General features: G+C 38.8%; 17 protein-coding genes. All 17 read right to left on the bottom strand.

The features are described 5' to 3' along the window. Window positions 1–54: 54 nt before the first annotated feature. Complete coding sequence (locus PGW42_RS15195) at window positions 55–666, bottom strand: ABC transporter permease (protein ID WP_270235168.1); 612 nt, start codon at window positions 664–666, stop codon at window positions 55–57. Window positions 667–677: 11 nt separating this feature from the next. Next, on the bottom strand, window positions 678–2,171 hold the full coding sequence (locus tag PGW42_RS15190) for a sugar ABC transporter ATP-binding protein (protein WP_270203047.1): 1,494 nt from the start codon (window positions 2,169–2,171) through the stop codon (window positions 678–680). Between the two features lie 34 nt (window positions 2,172–2,205). Continuing rightward, the gene (gene arfA, locus PGW42_RS15185) at window positions 2,206–3,732 is read right to left on the bottom strand and encodes an arabinosylfuranosidase ArfA (protein ID WP_270203048.1); all 1,527 of its coding nucleotides are present in this window, start codon (window positions 3,730–3,732) and stop codon (window positions 2,206–2,208) included. 285 nt (window positions 3,733–4,017) lie between these two features. Then, window positions 4,018–4,377 carry a DUF1667 domain-containing protein gene (locus tag PGW42_RS15180; protein WP_008373328.1) on the bottom strand — a complete coding sequence of 120 codons (360 nt, stop codon included), beginning with the start codon at window positions 4,375–4,377 and terminating at the stop codon, window positions 4,018–4,020. Window positions 4,378–4,380: 3 nt separating this feature from the next. After that, window positions 4,381–5,649 carry an NAD(P)/FAD-dependent oxidoreductase gene (locus tag PGW42_RS15175; RefSeq protein ID WP_117557317.1) on the bottom strand — a complete coding sequence of 423 codons (1,269 nt, stop codon included), beginning with the start codon at window positions 5,647–5,649 and terminating at the stop codon, window positions 4,381–4,383. Between the two features lie 17 nt (window positions 5,650–5,666). After that, window positions 5,667–7,103: an NAD(P)/FAD-dependent oxidoreductase gene (locus PGW42_RS15170; protein ID WP_270203050.1), complete on the bottom strand. Its 1,437-nt coding sequence runs from the start codon at window positions 7,101–7,103 to the stop codon at window positions 5,667–5,669. 144 nt (window positions 7,104–7,247) lie between these two features. Then, window positions 7,248–7,961 (bottom strand): MIP/aquaporin family protein, encoded by a 714-nt coding sequence (locus tag PGW42_RS15165; protein WP_022220047.1) that lies wholly within the window; start codon window positions 7,959–7,961, stop codon window positions 7,248–7,250. 60 nt (window positions 7,962–8,021) lie between these two features. Further along, window positions 8,022–9,518, bottom strand: coding sequence for a glycerol kinase GlpK (gene glpK / locus PGW42_RS15160; protein ID WP_117557315.1), 1,497 nt, complete (start codon window positions 9,516–9,518; stop codon window positions 8,022–8,024). A 139-nt stretch (window positions 9,519–9,657) separates the two neighbouring features. Further along, window positions 9,658–10,227: a glycerol-3-phosphate responsive antiterminator gene (locus tag PGW42_RS15155; RefSeq protein WP_055247442.1), complete on the bottom strand. Its 570-nt coding sequence runs from the start codon at window positions 10,225–10,227 to the stop codon at window positions 9,658–9,660. Between the two features lie 541 nt (window positions 10,228–10,768). Then, window positions 10,769–11,098, bottom strand: coding sequence for a divalent cation tolerance protein CutA (cutA, locus tag PGW42_RS15150; RefSeq protein ID WP_055155472.1), 330 nt, complete (start codon window positions 11,096–11,098; stop codon window positions 10,769–10,771). Window positions 11,099–11,323: 225 nt separating this feature from the next. Further along, a complete protein-coding gene (locus PGW42_RS15145) occupies window positions 11,324–12,121 on the bottom strand; it encodes an energy-coupling factor ABC transporter ATP-binding protein (RefSeq protein ID WP_117824696.1) in 798 nt (265 codons plus the stop codon). 4 nt (window positions 12,122–12,125) lie between these two features. Next, complete coding sequence (locus tag PGW42_RS15140; protein ID WP_117824695.1) at window positions 12,126–12,977, bottom strand: energy-coupling factor ABC transporter ATP-binding protein; 852 nt, start codon at window positions 12,975–12,977, stop codon at window positions 12,126–12,128. Then, a complete protein-coding gene (locus tag PGW42_RS15135; RefSeq protein WP_055260338.1) occupies window positions 12,965–13,720 on the bottom strand; it encodes an energy-coupling factor transporter transmembrane component T in 756 nt (251 codons plus the stop codon). The genes PGW42_RS15140 and PGW42_RS15135 overlap by 13 nt, the downstream gene beginning before the upstream one ends. Window positions 13,721–13,744: 24 nt before the next feature. Then, on the bottom strand, window positions 13,745–14,341 hold the full coding sequence (locus tag PGW42_RS15130) for an ECF transporter S component (protein WP_055260339.1): 597 nt from the start codon (window positions 14,339–14,341) through the stop codon (window positions 13,745–13,747). A gap of 11 nt (window positions 14,342–14,352) precedes the next feature. After that, window positions 14,353–15,318, bottom strand: a complete 966-nt coding sequence (locus PGW42_RS15125; protein ID WP_117824694.1) for a nucleoside hydrolase — start codon at window positions 15,316–15,318, stop codon at window positions 14,353–14,355. 1 nt (window position 15,319) lies between these two features. Then, window positions 15,320–16,243 (bottom strand): ribokinase, encoded by a 924-nt coding sequence (rbsK, locus tag PGW42_RS15120; protein WP_117834571.1) that lies wholly within the window; start codon window positions 16,241–16,243, stop codon window positions 15,320–15,322. Next, on the bottom strand, window positions 16,243–18,150 hold the full coding sequence (locus PGW42_RS15115) for a PfkB family carbohydrate kinase (protein WP_055260342.1): 1,908 nt from the start codon (window positions 18,148–18,150) through the stop codon (window positions 16,243–16,245). Before PGW42_RS15115 ends, rbsK begins: the two co-directional genes overlap by 1 nt. Between the last annotated feature and the right edge of the window lie 204 nt (window positions 18,151–18,354).

The raw sequence follows: 18,354 nt of genomic DNA, 5'->3' as shown, positions 1-18,354 counted from the left end.
ACATATATCAGTTCATTATAAAAAGCTTAGATTTTTGTCTTGACAACTGAACCACTATATATTAACGTTTACGCCTGCCTGCTTTGCAGCGGCTGGATTTCCTCCAATTGCTTTATTATCTTTTCCAATTGCTGTTTTTTCAAATAAGATATAGCAGATAATAAAGACGCCTAACAGCATTCCCAGCTTAAATTTCTGATTATCAAATTCAAAAAGTTCAACCGGAATACTATATTTCTGTGATGCACATACCGTATTTAAGATTCCACGACACATGTACATGATGCATAGTGATGTGATAAATGGCGAAACCTGCAAATATACGGAAACAACTCCGTTCAATACGAACCATACCAGTGCTGCAAGAATGTTTGTAATAAATACTACTCCTGCCGGTACTCCTGTGTTCGCAACTAAAATCGCAACTAAAACGCTGAAACCGATAACACCACCGTATGACAAATCCATTCCGCCATGTGAGTATACGAAAATTGCACCAAATGCCATAATCGCTATATATACGGTCTGATTCAGAATACTGTTAATATTACCTTTTGTCAGCAGTTTCCCTTCTCCTCCGACCTGAAATATGATAATCATTAAAATGATTCCAAGGAAAGGAATTATTTTCTGAAGAATTTCTTTTGCCTTAGCTTTCTCTTTCACTTTTATCCCTCCTAAACCATCTTCTTGATTAATACAGATTCATTTAACTCTTCTGACCTGGTAAATGAATCCTGTATCTGACCATCTTTCATAATCAGAATACGATCACTCATTCCAATCAGTTCCGGAAGTTCTTCTGAAATCATCAAAATAGATTTTCCTTCTTTTTTCAGGCGGTACATCAGCTGATACATAAATGCCTTTACACCAATATCAATTCCTCGTGTCGGGCAGTCCAAGATATAAATTTCTGACTCATTACCAAGCCATTTTCCAAATACAACTTTCTGTTTATTACCACCACTTAAATCACCTACGTTTTGTCCAATCTCTCTGCATTTAATGCTCATATCTTTTACCTGTTTATCGGTAAATTTCTTTTCAGCACCTTTGGTAATTACACCACCTTTTGCGATCATTGACAAGGATGGTAAAACGGTATTTTCCATGATACTTGCTGATAAGATCAGTGCTTCCTGGTCTCGGTTCTTGGATACATATCCAATCTTGTTCTTGATTGCCTGTTTTTCTGATGTAATCTTTTTTCCATTTCCAAGTTTTACTTCACCATACAATGGTTTAACATTTCCAAACAACGCTTTTCCAAGTTCATGCATTCCGCAATCTGTTAACCCACCTATTCCAAGGATTTCTCCTTTATGAAGTTCCAGTGAGACACCTTTAAGGCTATCTCCTACATACAGTTTTTCTGCTGAAAGCACAACCTCTTTCCCATAGCTTCCATCGTAATCACTTCGATAATAATCTCCGGTAAGTTTACGTCCTACCATCAACTCTTTTATCTTTTCCTCTTCAAACTCAGATTTTTCAAGTTCAGCAACAAACACACCGTCTCGCAAAACAATCAGCTTGCTGCAAACCTCCATCAGTTCTTCCAGGTCATGGGAAATAAACAGTACTGTCTTATTTTCCCTCTTCATGTTCTTAATAACCTGGTAAATGATATCCCTTCCTCGTTGAGACAAGGCAGTTGTTGTTTCGTCAACGATGAAAATCCTTGGATTCGTATACAGTGCTCTTACAACTTCAATCAGTTTTCTTTCTTCCAGACTGTATTTTATGATCGGATCTTCCGGATGAATATTGTCAATTCCGATTTTTTCAAGTGCCTTTCTTGCTTCCTGATACATCTTTTTTCTGTCAACAACACCATGTTTTGTAAACAACTGCTCTTTTCCGATAAAAAGATTATCTGCTACTTTAATTCCCGGAAGTGTTCCCATTTCCTGGGCAATCATACTGATTCCATGATTCTGTGCATCCAGTGTGTCTGCTGGTTTATATGGTTTTCCGTCCAGAGTAAGCTCTCCTTCAGATTGCGGATAAACTCCGGAAATAATAGAGGAAAGAGTTGACTTTCCGGAACCATTTTCTCCGATCAGACCAATAACTTCTCCTTCATCAATGGTTACAGAAACGTCTTTCAATGCCTGAGTAAGTCCAAAGTTTTTTGAAATATGTTTTGCTTCCAAAATCACGCTCATTTCGTTGCCACCTCCCTCTTTCCTTCTTCTTTTATTATCCTAAAACAATTACATTCCATGACATTTTTGGTAATACCACAGAATTTGCAGCTGTTACCTCTTTCTCTTCCATTTCAACTGCATCCGGATGTTCAATTGTGTTCATTACAGAATAGTCATTTCCGGCAAGTACCAGATGTTTCTTTACTTTCTTATCTCCATATCCCTGTAAATCAACTTCAAATTCAACGTCCTCTTCCTGATCGCAGTTCAGAACGAAGATTCTTACTTCATCATTTTCCTCATTATAGATAACTGCTGGTTCAACAACATTTAATTCACCTAAATCGCACTGATATTTCGGTGCATCCACAATGGCTTTCTTAACAGTTCCATGTCCATATTTGCTGAGCATATGGAACGGATGATAAATCGCCTGTTTGAAAATTCCGCCTCCCGGAATTGTTGTAATCGGAGCAATCACATTGATAAGCTGTGCCAGGCAGGCAATTTCAACTGTATCTGCATTGTTCAGCAATGAAATTCCAAGTCCTCCAACAACAACTGCGTCCAGCAGACTGTATTTTTCCTGCAGAATCGGTGGCGCGATTTCCCATTTTCCAGCTGATGTCATCTCGAACGTTGTAAGTCCCATTAAATCATCCAGAGAATCCAGTTTGATGTCCTGGAAATTCCACACATTCCATTCATCCAGACAAATCTTTAAATCTTTATCAAAATGATTTTTAGCCTTTACATACTCAATAACTTTTGCGCTGTTTTTGATATGAGAATCCAGCTGTTTATAGGAAGCAAGATAATTTGTTGTACCCTGTCCAGAGTTCATTGTATAGTTATGAGTTGATAAATAATCAACCTGATCATAAAGATCTGTCAGCATTGTTCTGTCCCATTCCATATAGGTTGGTAACATTTCATAACTGCTTCCGCAGGCAACCAGTTTAATAGAAGGATCAACCCATCTCATGATCTTTGCTGCTTCAAGTGCTTTCTTTGTATAATCTTCTGCTGACAAATGTCCTGCCTGCCAGCTTCCTTCCATCTCATTCCCAAGGCACCAATATTTGATATTATATGGTTCTGGATGTCCGTTCTGGGCTCTCAAATCACTCCAATAGGTTCCACCCGGATGATTGCAATATTCAACCAGATCGCCGGCATCTTTAATACTTCCTGTTCCAAGGTTGACTGCAATCATCGGTTCAATACCAACTTTTTCTGCCCACTGGCAAAATTCATCAATGCCGAACTGGTTTGTTTCAATACTTGACCATGCATAATCCATACGTTTTGGTCTTTTTTCTTTTGGTCCAATTCCATCATGCCAGTCATAGCATGATACAAAGTTTCCACCTGGATAACGAATTACCGGAACGCCTAATTCTTTTACTAATTCCATGACATCTTTACGATATCCGTCTTCATCTGCATTTGGATGCCCCGGCTCGTAGATTCCTGTATAAATGCTTCGTCCCAGATGTTCTGTAAAAGACGAGTACATTTTGTCATCAATTTTTCCAATGTCGTAATGGATGTCACTAAAGCATTTTGCTTTTTTCATTTCTCGTTCCTCCCTTAAACTTTCATATTCTCCTGTCGTTCATTTCAAACGATTCTTTGTTATGTGAATATTTTAGAATGGCGCCTGTTTTTTCACTATATTCATTTTTTATGTGAATGTATAAAATTTTTTGGTTTTATAAATTTCTTCCAAAAAATGTGTAATTTTTTTAAGTTTGTTAAGTATTCTGCATAATTTCAAACAAAAGTCACAGTCTTTTATAATAAAAAAGTCCCATATGGCAACCCTTTCCGTCACCATACAGGACTTCTCCTTCTTTTCCTTTTATTCAACATTCTTCGTCGCAACAATATCCACGCCCGTGTCCGCCACATTTTCAAGAATCACATCCCCAATATGAACCGGAGCCGGAACTTCAATTCCTTTGAGCGCCTTCACACATTCAAAGATCTTGCCCTTCGGGATATCTTCTTTCGTCTTCACCGATACCATATCGATGCTTCCGCCGGACACACGCACGGTCGAAGTTACGATTCTCGTCGGATTCGTCACTTCTTTTCTTGCGTATACATCACCGCGCTTGCAGGTATTTCCGGTTACACCCACTACTTCTTTCCCATTCATTACAACTGTAAGAGGGCAGCCCATCGGACAGCCGATACATGTCAATTTTCTTTCTTCCATCGTCTACGCCTCCTCAATCTTTACTGTGATGGTCTGCAGATCCGGATATTTCAGAAGCTGCTCTTTTGTCAGCTTAATCTCTTCCATCTCACCTGGTGCAACAACCGGACGTTTTCTGTGGATCACTCTTTCATCATCAAAATATGCGCTGATATAACAATTCTTATAGACACCGCCCACACGGAAACGCACGGTCAGATTTTCATCCATCCGGTCTACGTTAATCGTTCCCGGAACTGTATAACGGACACCTTCGACTGGATTCATTTTAATCTCTTTTCCGCCCTGTCTGCGTTCTTCTCCCTGTTTGACGTATTCCGCAGCATTTCTTCCTGCAGTTCCGGCTTCTTCCGATACAAAGTCAACCAGGTCATGCACATGCAGGACATTTCCACAGGCAAATACGCCTTCGATGTTTGTTTCCAGGCTCTCATTTACCTTCGGTCCTGATGTGACAGGGTTCATATCCACGCCCATACCTCTTGAAATTTCATTTTCCGGAATCAAGCCTACGGAAAGGAGGAGGGTATCACAACTGTATTCTTCTTCGGTTCCAGGAATCGGTTTTCCGTGACCGTCCACCTGTGCCAGTGTAATGCCTTCCAGACGCTCTTTTCCTTTGATATCAACAACCGTATGGCTCAGCTTCAGCGGAATGTCATAATCATCCAGACACTGTACAATATTTCTCTTCAGTCCTCCGGAATACGGCATCAACTCTGCAACAACCTTAACCTTTGCACCTTCAAATGTCATTCGTCTCGCCATGATCAATCCGATGTCGCCGGAACCAAGGATCACAACTTCCCGCCCCGGCATATAGCCTTCGATATTGACCAGTCTCTGTGCCGTACCTGCTGAGAAAATACCCGCCGGACGATAGCCCGGAATATTAAGTGCACCTCTGGAACGCTCACGGCACCCCATTGCCAGAACAACTGCCTTTGCCTGAATCTCGAAAAGACCTTCCTCCCGGTTCATTGCGGTGACAACCTTCTGTGGACTGATATCCATAACCATTGTATTCAGCTTGTATTCAATATTCAGTTCTTTCGCCTGATCAATAAAACGTCCTGCATATTCCGGTCCGGTCAGTTCTTCCTTAAATGTATGGAGTCCGAATCCGTTGTGGATGCACTGATTCAGGATACCGCCAAGTTCTTTATCTCTTTCCAGGATCAGGACACTGTCCACTCCGCTTCTCTTTGCCGAAATTGCAGCCGCAAGTCCCGCCGGTCCTCCTCCAATGATAACAATATCATAAGCTCTCATGATGCAATGCCTCCCTTTTATAACGAATCCTTATTAGTACCTGTGATTATTTTAGAATCTCCACCGGATTTTGTGATCTCGAACATACTCACATGGCGTTCTCTCGCCAGGATCTCCATCGTTCTCGGTGAACAGAATCCTGCCTGACAGCGTCCCATTCCGGCTCTTGTCCTGCGTTTTACCCCATCCAGAGATTTGGCGCCGAGCGGTCTGTTGATCGCATCCATGATCTCGCCTTCTGTAACCATTTCACAACGGCAGATAATATTTCCGTATTCCGGTTTCTCTTTGATCAGTTCCATTCTTTCTTCCTTGCTGAGTGTATTCGGATCCAGAACGCCCTTTCTTGTTGCGATAAAATCTTCTTTTTCTTCCAGATTCATTTTATCTTTGAGGATCTGTGCCACCATTTCTCCGATTGCCGGTGCACTGGTAAGTCCCGGTGATTCAATGCCTGCACAGTCGATAAATCCTTTTGCATCCTCCACTTCCCCGATCAGGAACTCATGTCCGTCCTCATGTGCACGAAGTCCGGCAAATGAAGTAATCACCTGACGGAGCGGAATATTTTTCACATTCATCTCTGCTCTTTCGATCACCTGATCCAGACCTTCTCTTGTTGTATTGGTTCCTTCTTTATCTTCGATATCGATCGCCGTTGGTCCAAGGATCAGATTACCGTGAACCGTCGGTGCAACCAGAATACCTTTTCCATATTTTCCCGGAAGTGCAAAAATCGTCTTGCTCACATGACTTCCCGCACTCTTATCAAGCAGGCAGTAATCCCCTCTTCTAGGGGTAATATGGATCTTCTTCTCACTTACCATATTATGAAACTTGTCTGCATAGACTCCGGCCGCATTTACCACGTACCTTGTCTGGAAAACCCCGTTATTTGTATGGATCTCCCATCCTTCATCTATTGGTTTAAGATCCGTAACTTCCGTATCAAATTTGAACTCCACACCATTTGCATTTGCATTCTCAGCCATTGCAATGTTCAGATTAAACGGACATACAATTCCGGCTGTCGGTGCATAAAGTGCGGCATACGCCTGATCGGAAATATTCGGTTCCATTTCTTTCAATTCCTCACGGTTAAGAATTCTTAACTCCTTAACACCATTTGCAACGCCTCGGTCATACAGTGCCTGAAGATTCGGCATATCCTCTTCATGCAGACATACAACCAGCGAGCCATTTTTCTTAAATGGGAAATCCAGATCCTTTGAAAGCTGTTCCATCATCTGATTTCCCCTGACATTCAGTTTTGCCATCAGCGATCCTTCTGCCGCATCATAACCGGCATGGACAATTGCACTGTTTGCCTTAGAAGTACCACAGCATACATCCTCTTCTTTTTCGATTACACATGCCTTCACTTTATAACGTGACAGCTCTCTTGCTGTTGCTGCACCGGATACTCCAGCTCCGATAATTATTACATCATACATTCCCAGATCACTCCTTAATAACTGTTTTTTCTTCCTGAACTTCCTGCTTATGAAAAAGAGCCTGCCAAGTAAACGCATTTCCCTATGCGGTTATCCTGTCAGGCTCTCTCATCTCATGCCATTACCATTTTCAATTCTGAATTTTTACCACGGAATTGCTCCATACAGTAATACTGCTGCGATTGCTCCGATGATTGGTCCGATGATCGGTACAACCAGACCGTATCCGAAGTTTGAATCACCTTTTCCCTTAATTGGAAGTACTGCGTGTGCAAGTCTTGGTCCAAGATCTCTTGCCGGGTTGATCGCATAACCGGTCAGTCCGCCAAGTGACATACCTACTGATACGATAATTCCGAATACAAATAATTTGTCAACGCCTGTGGAAAGTCCTGTCACGTTTCCAATTCCCTTGATCGCAAATACAAGGATAAATGTTCCAACTGCCTCACTGAAAATATTCAGTCCTGTGTTTGCAATCGAAGGTCCTGTACAGAATACACCAAGCTTTGTTCCCGGATCTTCTGTGGCGTCAAACTGTCCTTTAAAAAGTAAATAAACGATACAGCCGCCTACGAATGCTCCTGCGATCTGGGCGATGATATATCCAGGAACCATCGACCATGCAAAACTTCCGTCCACTGCAAGCGCGATCGTAAGTGCCGGATTAAAGGAAGCTCCTGAAGCCTCTCCGAAAATAAATGCCGGAAGCAGAACTGCAAGACCCCAGGCAAATGTAATCTGAACCGCACCGGCACCTTTCATACCGGATTTGTTAAGGTTCACATTTGCTACTACTCCATCTCCAAGAATAATAAGTATCATTGTTCCAAGAAACTCTGCTATATAAGGTAACATAATAAGTCCCCCTTTTCCCTATTCAATGTCCTGTTTTCATTTCCTTTTTACTGTCAAAATCTAATTTTCTTTCGCCCATCCGTAAGCATATTTGACAGCCTTATTCCAGCCTTTGATCCGTTTTTCTCTTTCTTCATCTGAAATCTTTGGCTCGAATGTCTTATCAATTGCCCAATTCTTAATAACATCCTCTTTACTTGCCCAGTATCCAACTGCAAGACCTGCAAGATAAGCAGCTCCCATTGCGGTTGTCTCTACACACTGCGGACGGTTAACCGGTGCATTGATGATGTCAGACTGTGTCTGCATCAGGAAATCATTTGCACTTGCTCCACCATCAACCTTAAGTGCTGCAAGTTCAATTCCGGAGTCAGCTTTCATTGCTTCCAGAACATCATTTACCTGATAAGCAAGGGATTCCAGAGTTGCGCGGATAATGTGATATTTATTAACGCCACGTGTAATTCCTACGATCGTTCCTCTTGCATACTGATCCCAGTGCGGTGCTCCAAGTCCGGTAAATGCAGGTACTACATAGCATCCGTTTGTATCTTTTACTTTCTTAGCCATGTATTCTGAATCCGGTGCGGAATCAATAATACGAAGTTCATCTCTCAGCCACTGGATTGCAGCTCCTGCCACGAAAATTGAACCTTCCAGTGCATAATTTACTTTTCCATCCAGTCCCCATGCGATGGTTGTTACCAGTCCGTTCTTTGAGAAGATCGGTTTCTCACCGGTATTCATTAGCATGAAACATCCGGTTCCATATGTATTCTTTGCTTCGCCTGCATTGAAGCATGTCTGTCCAAACAGTGCGGACTGCTGGTCTCCTGCTGCTCCTGCGATTGGAATCGGTCCACCAAGGTAAGAAGGATCTGCTTCTCCATATACACAGCTTGACGGTTTTGGTTCTGGAAGCATGCATTTCGGAATGTTCAGCTCTGCAAGAATCTCATCATCCCATTCAAGTGTATTGATATTGAACAGCATCGTACGGGAAGCGTTTGAATAATCCGTTACATGAACTGCACCTTTTGTCAGTTTCCAGATCAGCCATGTCTCAACTGTACCGAATAATAATTCTCCCTTTTCTGCTCTCTCTCTTGCTCCCGGCACATTGTCAAGAAGCCATTTTACCTTTGTTCCTGAGAAATACGCGTCGATAACAAGTCCTGTTTTTTCTCTGAATTTATCGGTAAGTCCTTTTTCCTTCAGACTGTCACAATACTCAGAAGTTCTGCGGCACTGCCATACGATTGCATGATGGATCGGCTCTCCTGTCTCTTTGTCCCAGACGATGGTTGTCTCTCTCTGGTTCGTAATACCGATTGCTGCAATGTCCTCTGCTTCTGCCCCAATCATGTTCATTGCTTCAACGGCTACACCAAGCATACTTGCCCAGATCTCATCTGCATCATGTTCAACCCAGCCCGGTTTCGGGAAATACTGTGTGAATTCCCTCTGTGCAACGCTGCACATTTCTCCTTTTTCATTGAACAGGATACATCTGTTACTTGTTGTTCCCGCATCCAGTGCCATTACATACTTAGCCATACTCTTTTTTCCTCCTTTAAAATAAAAATCGTTGCTTTGCATGTTTTATAGTAAAGCGGATATTCTATGCCGCTTCGCTACTTACTCATCCTCAAATACCTGTACTTTGTTTAAATACATTACTCCTGTTACTTTTGTTTTACATTTTCCAGACTTCGTGATTCGTAGATGAAACTGCGATCGCTCCAGCTGAAAGTGCCGCCATCACAGATTCTTTGTCCGAGATCAGACCGCCTGCAATGATCGGCGTCTTTGACATTTTACAGACTTTTCCGATCACCTTCGGCATCACCCCCGGAAGTACTTCGATATAATCAGGCTTCACGGCGTGCTGTTGCTGCCTGATATTCTCATATGCCATCGAATCCAGAAGGAAATATCTTAGGACTGTGAACATCTTAAGTTCCTTCCCCCTTTTAATCAATGCAGCTTTTGTGGAAATTATTCCATCTGCTTCTGTATTTTTCCGGATAAAATCTACGACAATTTCCTTACTGCTAAGACCGCTTATCAGATCTACATGAACCATCGCAACCTTCCCGGAATCTTTTATCTGTTGGACGATCTCACGGATCGAACAGACATCTCCAAATAAAATAAACACAACCCGGATATCTTCCAAAGAACAGCAGATTTTTAAATCATCCATGTTCTTTACTGCTGCAATGATCGGATTTTCTTCTACTGCTTCATGAAAAAAACTGCTCATTTTTTCACCCCTCATAATATGATCGAGTAGGATGCTCCTGCCCACTCTGTATACTTTGTACAGCCTCTGCACTTGGCTCATCGTATAATCGAGCAGGCTGACTCCTGCTCGATCTGTATACTCCGTACAGCATCTCACTTAGCAGCTCGATGATGTACATTCGCCAAATGTAGATCCTTGTGCAAGCACAAATCTACACTTGACTCATCGTATACACAAAAAAAGAGCGCCTCTTGTAACAGCCTCACGGCTGATATAATATTCGCTCTCCTGTCACGGCATCTCTCTTCAATTGCTTTTTCAACTTGACTTCACTATATCACATTGCACAATTATTTGCAAATAATTTTTTCAAAAATATACTTTTTGTACAGTTTCTACAATTTTTTTGCCAATAATCAGGCTTGTTATTTGAAAAAAGATGTTTTTCTTTATGCAACTTTTCCGTTACTTTATTAACAAATTTTAGAATCAATTTTCTTTAATCTGAACGCTCACTTTTTACCATTTCTGTTCTGACTATTAAGCTTCTTTTTTTACATCAAAATGAAGTTCTCAGGATCGGGATCGCATTGATCACCGGTTCTTCGTACGGATGAACTTTCTTGATTGCTTCAATTGTCCTGTCAACTGCTTCTGTAAATACAGTGACTTCAACCTTTACTTCCGGTTCTTTACTGATCTCTCCTTCATTTCCAATATAAGGATTGCAGCCTTCAAGCGGACGCCAGTATCCGATCACTTCACTTGATGACATACAGGAATCGTAGTTCCCGATATGTCCGGCATCTACTTCCCGGAGGGTTTTCTGGAGAGCCGGAAGATGTGTTTCCGGGATGAAAATTTCTAATTTGCAGTATTTGAAATCCATGGTGTGTTCCTTTCTTCTTACTATGCATTTTTATGATGATACCAGGGTCAAAAGGTCAGAAAGCCGATGCATTTATAATATACTACAATTCTTTTTCATGCAAATTCTATAGAAATTTTCAACTCGTTAATCAATTTTTACTAATTTTTTTAATTATTTAAAAAGGGGCAGCCATTTCGGCTAACCCCTACTAAATTTCTTGAATCCAAAAAAATTCATCTACTTCTAAACAAAATATTTTAAGAATTCCTCAATTGTAACTGCGGTCTCATTTAAGTTTAATTTATCACACAAATCCCCGATATAAGTCTTTTTCAACATACTTTCTTTTAATAATTCATCATCTGAAAAGATTTCTTTTGCATTTCCTACTCTTAGCAGGTTTTTATGTGACATTACAAATATTTTTTTAAAATTATTTACTGCGAACTCCATATCATGTGTTATAGTAACCACTGTTTTATTCTCTTTTTTCAGCTCTGTAAGAATATTTTCCAATCTCTTAATTCCAATTAAATCTTGTCCGGCAGTTGGTTCATCTAAAATCAATATTTTATCATCCATTGCCAATACAGATGCAATAGAAACAAATTTACGAATTGAAAGTGGAAGATTATACGGATTTTCCTGCATTTGTTCTGATAATCCACATAACTTAGCTGCCCATTCCGTTTTCTTCACAATTTCTTCTTCTGATAATCCTTGTTTTTTAGGTCCAAATCTAATTTCATCTTCGACATTATTATGAAAAATCTGATCATCCGGATTTTGGAATACATATCCTGCGATTTTTGACAGTTGTGCTGTTGTATAATCTTTTGTATCCATTCCATCAATCAAAACCGTTCCATGCGTTGGCTTTAATAATCCATTTATCATTTTTACAGTTGTTGTCTTTCCAGCACCGTTCTGACCTATAATAGCGATTGCTTCTCCTTCATTAATTTCAAAACTAACGTTTTCAACAGCGGAAAAACCATTCGGATACTGAAAACTCACATCTTTGAATTCAATAATCCCCATGTTTCTACTCCTTCTTTCCTATTTTTTGAAGCTGATCAGCCATTTCGTCTGAAGTAATAATGTTATCTTTCATTCTTACCCCATGTTTTTTCAATTCATTCGCGAGATAAACTGTTAACGGAAGCATAATCCCAAATTTTTCCAATTCAATCTCGGATAAAACGTCATGTTTATCACCATGACGAATTACTTTTCCCTGATGCAAAACCACTACTTCATCACAATATTCAGCCACTAATTCCATTTTATGTTCGACCAGAATAATTGTCTTCCCCATTTGTTTCATTGTTTTGATGATTTCAAAAACACGCTCCGTCTCCTGTGGATCCAACTGAGATGTCGGTTCATCTATTACTAAAATATCCGGTTCCAAAACCAATACGGATGCCAGTGCAACTCTCTGCTGCTGCCCACCAGATAATTCAAATGGATTTTTTTCCTGCAAGTACGTTGTATTGGTAATTTCCATGATTTTCTCTACACGCGTCTTTATCTCCGCTACAGGCACTCCAAAATTTTCTAATCCATATGCAATTTCTCCATAGACAGTATCCCTGGCTCCTGTAATCTGGTTAAACGGATTTTGAAATACATATCCTATCTTAGATGCTATTTCTCCCATCTCATATTCTTCGAGATTCTTTCCGTCAATAATAACCTTTCCTTTCATTTCTCCTTGGAAAAAATTAGGAATAAAACCTCTTATAATATTACACAATGTTGTTTTTCCACTACCATTTGCACCTAATATCGCATAAAATTTTCCTCTTTCAAAAGATAAATTTACATCAGCAATACTCGGGGTTTTAGTCAAAGGATATGTATATGTAACATTCTGTATATCTATATAAGCCATAAAGCAACCCTCCCTGCAATACCTAAAACTCCTAATAAAGTAATTATTACAACTGCTTTTTTATCTGCTTCTGTTTTTTCTATATCATATAAATGTGTTGGCTTTATCCCAGATGAAAATCCTCTTGCCTCTAATGTCAATGCTCTTTCTTCTGTTCCGGCTATCGAGCTTAATACAAGTGGAATAATCGTCGGCACAAAAACCTTTGCTCTTACTAAAAGATTTCCTTCCGTTTCTACTCCTCTTGCTTTTTGTGCATTCATAATTGTCTGTGATTTTTTCTTTAAAACAGGAACCATTTGAAGTGTTGATAGAACCACATAAGAAGCTTTTGCGCTCATTCCGCTCTTTTCCAAAGCTAATACAAAATCCTTTTCCTGTGTAACCGAAAAGAACCAGATCAAGCTACCGCCTACTCCCATTAATGTGATTCCAAGTTTTAAAGCAAATAGAATTCCTTCTAACTTTGCATTAAATATCCAAAAAGAAAATATTACTTCCCCTCTTGGGTAAAAAAATGTCTGTATAAACAACAATATCACAAATAGAACACCGACTGAATTTCTTACTTTACGGATGAAGCTCTTCCAGACATCACTTAGTGCAGCTATGATATTAATAATTACAAACACAACCAACTTACTTAAAATCCCCGGCATAATGATATCTAAAACAACCAGAACTATTGCTAAATAAAATTTTGTTAACGGGTAGAGCCCGACAATTTTATTCTCTTGCTTCATTATTCATTCTCCTTAAAATATGTACTAGTTACTCTTTGTTTTAATGAATTTTTCTCCATATTTGTATTTAACGAGAGATCTTTCCGGTATTGCTTTAATGATAAAATATGCAATAAAGACTGAAATTAATTTACCGACACTTTCTGTTACAATATAAACTGATAAAACTGACTCTAAAATCTGTTTTCCGGTTGCCATTAATCCTGCTGCTAACATGGAAGCACCACCACCAGTTGCTCCTCCAAAGAAAAATACAGTGATCGGTGTTGCTGTAATAGTTCCTACTAATGCAATGATAATTCCTGAAATAACTAATTTCCAAACCTTTGTCATCATATTATATTTTGATAACAATCCTGATGAAATTCCAATAAAGAATGCACAGAAAGCATATGGAATCCATGTTGGATCAAAAATACCGTTAATTAAGTTTGTTAATACACCCGTAACAGCTGCCGGAAGTGGCCCAGCCAATGCACCGACTAAAATAACACCTATCATATCCAAATCTACCGGTATTTTTAATATCGAGGTCATCTGCCCTCCGACAATATTAATTGCAATCGCTACCGGAATTAATAAAATTACCATCATTGAAAATGTTTCATTCTTTTTCTTCATTTTTATTCCTCCTATTTTCCCTCAACTAAATCTGTAATATCTTCGTTAAATATTTCCTTATAAAATAACTTATAAAACTTAACTACATCAACATCATATGCATATTTTGCATTGCATTTGTTTTCGTTCCAGTGTCCACCAATATCTACAATTGACTGACCTCTGGCAATTCCTTCTGTCACCACATCAATATATGCCGGTTTTAGCTTTACAATAGAATTGTCCAAGAAATATGCCACCGTTAATACATCATGCATCGGTGAAACTGCTTTTCTTCTTGATCTCCAGTTTTCATCCATTCCTTCTTGCGTAATATTATATACAAATGTTGACAATTTAGTATTTAACATTCTTAATATTTCTCGCATACTGCCATCTAAAGCAATTTTATTTGTAACATCAAGTCCAATCATTGTCACATCCTGAATACCAGACATCAGGACTTCATGTGCTGCCATTGGGTCTGCCCAGAAATTATACTCTGCCACAGGACTCATATTTCCTGTATATTTTGCCCCACCCATAATAATTAATCGTTTTAGATTTCCGGCAAAATCAGGCGATTTACGAATTGCATGTGCGATATTGGTACATGGTCCTATGGCAAAAAGTGTAATCTCTTTCGGATGCCCATTTACATATTCCACAAGAAAATCAACTGCATTCTGATCCTCTTCTTTTTTATCCGAAGCGATAGTATGGGCAAAACCGCCTAAACCATCATCTCCAAATGCACTCACTGTTTCCGGCTGCTTCTGGTCTAATGCAACCGCAGATCCCCGATATAACGGAATATCCTCTCTGCCACACAAAGATAGAATATTCAATCCATTCCTTGTCGTTGTATCCAATGCTCCATTTCCGGTAACGCTACATACTGCTTTTAAATCTAATTTTCCTGAGTATAACGCCAGTATAATAGCCAGTGCGTCATCTGAACCCGGATCACAATCAATAATAATTTTTTCCTTTTCCACCTTACATTTTTCCTCCTTTCATTTCATCTACCTCTTCACGAGTCGGAATTGATGTTTGTGCACCTTTTCTTGTTACTGCTATGGAAGAAGCTTTTTGTCCAAATTCAATTGCTTCTTTCCAATTTTTGTTTTGACTTAAAGCCAGTGCAAATGCTGCTGTAAAGCAATCACCTGCTGCCGTTGTATCTATGGCTTTTACCGGATATGCCGGAAAAAATTCTTCTATATCTTTATTGATATACAAACAGCCATCTCCACCCATAGTAACGATTACATTTTTTACTCCTTTCTTTATTAATATCTTTGCTGCTTCAGTTATATCTTTTCTGTTCTTCACTTCCATTCCTGTCAATATCTGTAACTCAGTTTCATTAGGCTTAATATAGTCAATACCTTTCAGTATATTTTCAGGAATATCTTTTATCGCTGGTGCCGGATCTAAAATTACAATTTTTCCATCCTCTTCCACTATTTTTTTCACATATCCAACTATCTCTAATGGAATTTCTAATTGCATAATTATAATATCACTTTGTTTAATCAAATCCAGATTACTGTCAATCAGCTCTTTTGTGACTTTACCATTAGCACCGGCAATAATTATAATTGCATTTTCTCCCTGGTCATCTACTGTAATAAAAGCTTGTCCTGTTGGAATATCATTCATTACTTCTATTCTGGAAATATCTACTCCAACACCTTTTAAGCTTTCAAGAAGTTTTTCACCTTTTTCATCATTACCGACGGCTCCCATCATGGCAATGTTTCCGCCCAATTTACCTGCTGCAAATGCTTGATTGGCACCTTTTCCACCTGGTATCTGGGCAATACTTTTCCCTGCAATAGTTTCACCAGCTTTCGGCATACACGGAGTTTCTATAACAATATCCATGTTTAAACTTCCAACTACCAATATTCGTTTCATTACTCTTTTTTCATCCTCCTTCTATCGTTATACTTTTTATGAATTTCTCCTTCATATATATCTACCGACTTTCTATCTGGCAAAGCCGGCTGTACACCATAACGTGTAACGCTGATTCCTGATGCATAAATTGCAAAATCAATAGATTCTATTAATTTATGACCTTCACTTAAATAAACTGCAAGTGCACTAATAAATGAATCAGCCCCTCCCGTTGTATCTACGGCCTCAAATCCTGTTCCTTCAAAAAAGAGTGAATACTCGTCATTCTTTAAATAACACCCTTCTTCTCCCAATGTAACAATTACGTTTTGTATCCCTTTATTTCTTAATATTTCAGCCTTTTCTTCAATCGTTGTACCTTCTGGAACTAAAGTAAATAATTCTTTTTTATTAGGTACAAAATAATCAATTTTATTTAAAATTTCATCCTTTACCTTTGAAGTTGGTTTAAGTATGATTTTTATTTCATTTTCTTCGCAATATCCGACCGTATATTCTATAATAGATTCCGGTATTTCTGTAGATATCAGGCAATATTTTGCTTTTTCAAATATATATTCATATTTTTTTAGATGTTTAATACTTAAATTTGTATTCGCACCGGCATAAACCGTAATAGCACTTTCTCCTCTTTTATCCACATGGATATAGGCTTTTCCACTTGGCAAAACCGAATCAAATCGTACCCCCTCCATATGAACATGATTTTCAATCAAATTTGTGTATATTCTTTTCCCATCTATATCATTTCCCAAGCAACCGATCATATACACCTGACCACCTAATTTACCAACACCCACAGCTTGATTTGCACCTTTGCCACCAGGGAAAACATACACTTTACTTGCCATCTGATTTTCCCCTTCTCCTGGAATTTTATCAGCTTCTATCGTAACATCTATGTTCATACTTCCCACTACGATAATCTTCTCTCCTTGTTTCTCTCTCAACGGTGGTGCAACACTATTACGATGTATGATTTGAGGCGAACACATTCTAACCGTATCCGTTTTTTGTCCTGTTTTATCCATTTCGAATAAACATTTTGTTCCCTCACTAACCATCTCTTCAATTGGGAAATCTATAGCTGTAATCCCTCCACTAACATACTGTAGTTCTTTTCCTTCGCCTATAGCGATAATTGATAGCTCCTCTGGAATATTTGTTTTTCTTTTTTCTAAAATTCCTGCTACACGACATGCTATTTCAGGAGTACCACAAATAATAGCTGTTTCGCTTTCTCCAATAAACTGTGATATCCCAAACTCTTCTATTTCTTCATAAATATACATCCATGCTGGGTTTATTTGCATATTCTTATTTTGCATTGCCAATTTATAATCTTTTAAAAGTCCAATCTGGCTCTTATTCACAATACAAGCTATTTTCTGATGTCCTTCTTGAACAAAATTTTCTACTGCCAGTTCTACTGCTTCAGATATTTTATAATAAAAAATCGTTTCATTCAGTTCATTTAATCCACTGGTATCATTGTAATTAACGATAACCCCCTTTTCTCTCTTATCCGCTATGTTTACAAAATCTTCTGTTAAAATTCCTGATACCTTTTTCAAAATCATGTCCTGACACAATATTTTTGTATCATTCTCATCTTCCGAATATCCAATAACAAGACCATAATTATTTTCACGTGCTATTCTTTCAGCAACTGCTATGTATCTTTCTTTTTCCTGATTATTTTTTTGCAAAATCAAACCAACAAGTCGATTTTTCATACCGGCTTTATCAAGAAATTTAAAATATGGAACATAATGTTCTCGTTCTATTACCTCCAAAACCTTTTTTCTTGTTTCTTCGCTAATATCCTTATCTTTCCCATTCATTACCTTCGATACCGTCGAAGCTGACACACCTGCCAAATTGGCAATATCTCGTATATTCATTTTTCTCACCTGGTTTTATCTAAAGTCTTTAGTAAACTCGTTTTGTATGTTTCAAGCTTATCATTTTGTGCATTTCTTTGCAATACCTCATGTAAACGAAACTTTTTTCCGACACGTTGCACAATTTACAGTTTTACTAAACAATGTTTTGCACAGTAGGATAGTTCTTCATGATGTTCTTCAAAGAAAACAAAAGCCTTCAAA

This window comes from Coprococcus sp. TM115-187 (genome assembly GCF_027679115.1).
Taxonomy (GTDB): Bacteria; Bacillota; Clostridia; order Lachnospirales; family Lachnospiraceae; genus Allocoprococcus; species Allocoprococcus comes.
The sequence above is the reverse complement of the archived record's forward strand: the minus strand, read 5'-3'. Positions and strand labels throughout refer to the sequence as shown.